Source organism: Geminicoccus flavidas, from assembly GCF_009806515.1.
Classification (GTDB): domain Bacteria; phylum Pseudomonadota; class Alphaproteobacteria; order Geminicoccales; family Geminicoccaceae; genus Geminicoccus; species Geminicoccus flavidus.
Window position 1 is genome coordinate 1 of record NZ_WUJP01000571.1, and the last position, 4,272, is coordinate 4,272.

General features: G+C 69.9%; 4 protein-coding genes. 3 read left to right on the forward strand and 1 reads right to left on the reverse strand.

The features are described 5' to 3' along the window. Positions 1 to 977: acyl-CoA dehydrogenase family protein (locus EQG76_RS16345; protein ID WP_159715341.1), on the reverse strand; the 977-nt coding region annotated here is incomplete at its 3' end. Between the two features lie 148 nt (positions 978 to 1,125). Between EQG76_RS16345 and EQG76_RS16350 the strand changes: the two genes are divergently transcribed. The 3 genes from EQG76_RS16350 to EQG76_RS16360 form a co-directional block, all read left to right on the forward strand. After that, complete coding sequence (locus tag EQG76_RS16350) at positions 1,126 to 2,301, forward strand: benzoate/H(+) symporter BenE family transporter (RefSeq protein ID WP_235031402.1); 1,176 nt, start codon at positions 1,126 to 1,128, stop codon at positions 2,299 to 2,301. Continuing rightward, complete coding sequence (locus EQG76_RS16355) at positions 2,298 to 2,723, forward strand: hypothetical protein (protein ID WP_159715343.1); 426 nt, start codon at positions 2,298 to 2,300, stop codon at positions 2,721 to 2,723. The genes EQG76_RS16350 and EQG76_RS16355 overlap by 4 nt, the downstream gene beginning before the upstream one ends. 112 nt (positions 2,724 to 2,835) lie before the next feature. Continuing rightward, positions 2,836 to 4,272: CoA-transferase (locus EQG76_RS16360; RefSeq protein WP_159715345.1), on the forward strand; the 1,437-nt coding region annotated here is incomplete at its 3' end.

Consider the following 4,272-nt stretch of genomic DNA (forward strand, 5'->3'; position numbering starts at 1 on the left):
GCCACCGCCACGTCACCGGCCATGCATTTGGCCATCGAGCAGGCCATGTTGGCGCCGGGATCACCGTTCTCCAGCTTCACCGCGGCATCCCAGGTCAGCAGACGCGCTGCCTGGATGTCCTTGGCCATGTCGGCGAGCAACCATTGCAGGCCCTGGAACTCGGCGATCGGCTGGCCGAACTGCCGGCGCTGCTGTGCCTGGGCGAGTGCCGCCTCCAGCCCGGCCTGGGCGATGCCCACCGCCAGCGCGGCGATGCCAACCCGGCCCTTCTCCAGCACGCTCATCATGATGTGGAAGCCCCGCCCTTCCGGGCCCAGCAGCGCGTCCTCGGGCAGTTCCACCCCGTCGAAATGCAGGGCGCCTACCGGCGAGCCGCGCTGGCCCATCTTGTGCTCCTTGGTCCCGCGCGAGAAGCCAGGGCTGGCAGCGTCCACGATGAAGATGCTCATGCCCCGGTGGCCGGCCGCCTTATCGGTGCGGGCCAGGACCATGGCGAAGTCGCAGACCGGGGCGTTGTGGATCCAGAGCTTGCCGCCATCCAGCCGCCAGCCGCCCGGCACCCGGGTCGCCGTGGTGCGGATCCCCGACACGTCGGTGCCGGCATCGGCCTCGGTGATCGCATAGGCCGGCCGCAGCTCGGCACGCAGGGCCGGGGCCAGCCAGCGCTGGCGCTGGGCGTCGGTGCCGTAGCGAGTGAGCAGCGTGCCGATCAGCTCCAGCAGGCCGCACTGGTCGGCCACCGAGGCATAGCCCTTGGATAGTTCCTCCATCACCACGGCGTAGGAGAGCACGTCCATGCCGGCCCCTCCCAGCTCCGCCGGCACGGTGATGCCGAACAGGCCGAGCTCGGCCATCTGCCGGTAGATCTCGGAAGGGAAGCGTTCGGTCTCGTCCAGCTCGCCGGCGACCGGGCGAATCACCTCGGCGGCGAAGCGGCGCACCGCGCCCTGCACCTCGCGATGTTGCTCACCCAGCATGACCGCCTCCCCGGCTCGTTCGCGAAGTAAGTAACCGGTTGGTTATCTGCCTCTAAGCGGCCGTCGACGCAAGCGGGCAGTGGATTGCCGGATGGCGTGGCCGCGCGCAAAGACGGATGGCCGCGCACCGATGGAGCGACTTGCGACGATGATGGGGAGCGACATTTCCAAGGCCAGCCTGCTCCAGCCGGTCACCGCCGGCCTGCTCGCTGCGATCGTCGGCTTTGGCAGTTCCTTTCCGGTGGTGCTGCAGGGCCTGGCTGCCGCCGGGGCGAACCCGGCCCAGGCGGCATCCGGCCTGATCGCCTTGTCGATCATGATGGGCCTGCTGGGCATCCTGCTCAGCCTGCGCAGTCGCATGCCGGTCGCCATTGCCTGGTCGACCCCCGGGGCGGCCCTGCTGGTCGCGACCGGTACGCCGGAAGGCGGCTTTGCCGCCGCGGTGGGTGCATTCCTGGTCGCGGCCCTGCTGATCGTGCTGGCAGGGGTGTGGAAGGGCTTCGGCCAGGCCGTGGCGGCCATTCCGGCCTCGCTTGCCAATGCCATGCTGGCAGGCGTCCTGCTCGACCTCTGCCTGGCACCCGTGCGGGCGGTAGGCGCCATGCCGGCGCTCGCCCTGCCGATCGTGCTGGTCTGGGCGCTGGCATGGCGGTTTGCCCGGCTGTGGGCCGTGCCGCTGGCGGTCCTGGTAACGGCCGCCATCGTGCTGGTCTGGACGCCCGTTCCCGAGGGCGCGCTGGCCGACATCCTGCCCCGCCCGGTCCTGGTCGTGCCCGTCCTGTCGCTTGATGCGTTGATCGGCATCGGCCTGCCCATGTTCCTGGTCACCATGGCGTCGCAGAACGTGCCGGGCCTGGCCGTGCTGCGGGCCAATGGCTACCAGCCCGACGTCCAGCCGATCTTCGTGACCAGCGGGCTCGCCAGCATGGTCACCGCGCCGTTCGGCGGCCATCTGGTGAACCTCGCCGCGATCACCGCGGCCTTGTGCGCCGGGCCGGAGGCGCATCCCGATTCGAGGCAGCGCTGGATCGCTGCCGTGACCAACGGTGCCGGCTACGTGCTGCTCGGCCTGTTCGCCGGCTTCGCCGCGGCCTTCATCGCCGCCTCCCCGCCTTTGCTGATCCAGGCGGTCGCCGGCCTAGCCCTGCTGGGCGCGTTGTCCAGCGCGCTGTCCGGGGCACTCGCGCAGGAGAGCGAGCGACTGCCGGCGATCATGACCTTCGTCACCACCGCGTCGGGCGTGTCGTTCTTCGGCATTGGCGGTGCCTTCTGGGGGCTGGTGGCCGGCGGTGCCATGCTGGCGCTGGCACGGGCCGGCCGGTGAGCGCACGGTCCATCCTGACCGCCCTGGGTAGCCTCCTGCTCGTCGCCTGCGGCCTCACCGGGCGCATGGAGGAAACCGGCGAGCGGGTGAGCGTCGCAACCGACCTGGAGCCGAAGGCCGAATACCTAGTGATCGAGCTGCCGGATGGTCGGGAGTTCCGCGGCTTCTTCGAGATCAGCAACCTGCTCCGGCCGGGCCAGCAGCCGCCGACGCAATGGCAGCCGGAGAACCTACTGCCGGGTGTGGAATTCACCCCGATCCAGTACGGGTACGAGGTCGAGCGGCGGCTATGGTCGGCGGACAGGCAGGAGATGACCTGCTGGTTCCACTATCTCGACCTCGATGCACCGCCGCCGTTCGCCGAGGGTGGGGTCGGCCTGTGCCAAGCGCCGACCGGAGAGCGTATCCACATCACCTGGTAAGCGCATCCGACGATGCAATGCCGGCGCCGCCACCACTAGCCCCCCTTGCCGCAGCGGCGGCAAGTATGTAACTGGTTAGTGCAATAACGGCGCCGTGGTCAGGGAGCTGGGCTTGGACAAGCGGATCGATGCCGACGCGGTGGCGGCCACGATCGAGGATGGGGCCACCATCCTGCTCGCCAGCAATGGCGGCGGGATGCTCGAGGCCGACTTCGTCTATGCGGCGATCGAGCGGCGCTTCCTGGTCACCGGCCACCCGCGCGACCTGACCCTGGTGCATGCGCTGGGCATCGGCGACGGCAAGGACAGGGGCCTGAACCGGTTCGCCCATGAACGCATGGTCGCCCGGGTGATCGGCGGGCACTGGTCCTGGTCGCCAAGGATGCAGGCGCTGGCCGAGGCCGAGCTGATCGAGGCCTTCGTGCTGCCGGCCGGCTGCATCGCGCTGCGCAACCGCGAGGTCGGGGCTGGCCGGCCCGGGCTGATCACCCATGTGGGCCTGGGCACGTTCGCCGACCCCAGGCTGGGCGGCGGGGCCGCCAACGAGCAGGCGAGGCGCTCAGGGGTCCGGCTGGTCGAGCTGATCGAGATCGGCGGCGAGGAGAAGCTGCGCTACCTGCCGTTCCGTGCCGATCTTGCCATCGTCGGCGGCTCGATCGCCGATCCCGCCGGCAATGTCAGCTTCGTCCACGAGGCGGCCGATCTGGACGCGCTGGCCGCGGTCACGGCCGCCCATGCCAGCGGTGGCCGGGTGATCGCCCAGGTGGCGGAACTGGTGCCGCGCCATGCGCAGCCGGCACGTCAGGTCGCCCTGCCCGGCATCCTGGTCGACCATGTGGTCCACTACCCGGACCAGCAGCAGTCCTATCTCGGCAAGTTCGACCCGGCGATGAGCGGCGAGATTCCGCGCCCCGATGGCGAGCCGCCGCTGGACGAGCCGGTCGAGTTCGGGCCGCGCCTGATCATCGCGCGGCGCGCCGCCGAGGAGATCCGGGCCGGCGCGTCGGTCAATTTCGGCTACGGCATCCCGGGTGCGATCCCCGGCGTGCTGCGCCAGAAGGGCCTGATGCAGACGCTCTGGGTCACCGTGGAACAGGGCATCCACAATGGCGACCTTTATGACGGCTTCATGTTCGGGGCCGCCCGCTATCCCGAGGCGATTGTCAGCTCGACCCGGCAGTTCGACTTCTATTCGGGCGGCGGCATCGATGTCGGCTTTCTCGGCATGGGCGAGATGGACCAAGACGGCAACGTCAATGTCAGCCGGCTGGGCAGCCGCATCGTGGGTCCGGGCGGCTTCGTCGACATCAGCCAGAACGCCAAGGAAGTGGTGTTCTGCGGCACGTTCGACGCCAGGGGCACGCGCTACCGCCACGAGCCGGGCCGGCTGGTGCTGGAGGCGCCGGGCCAGGTGAGGAAGCTGGTCGAACAGGTCCGGGAGGTCACCTTCTCCGGCCGTTACGGGCGGGTGCGCCGGCAGGAAGTGCTCTACGTCACGGAGCGCGCGGTATTCCGGCTGGCGCCGGACGCGATCGAGCTGGTCGAGGTG

Bases quoted from the DNA above. Each gene is read 5' to 3' on its own strand.
- EQG76_RS16350 (WP_235031402.1), top strand. From the start codon at position 1,126: ATGATGGGGAGCGACATTTCCAAGGCCAGCCTGCTCCAGCCGGTCACC.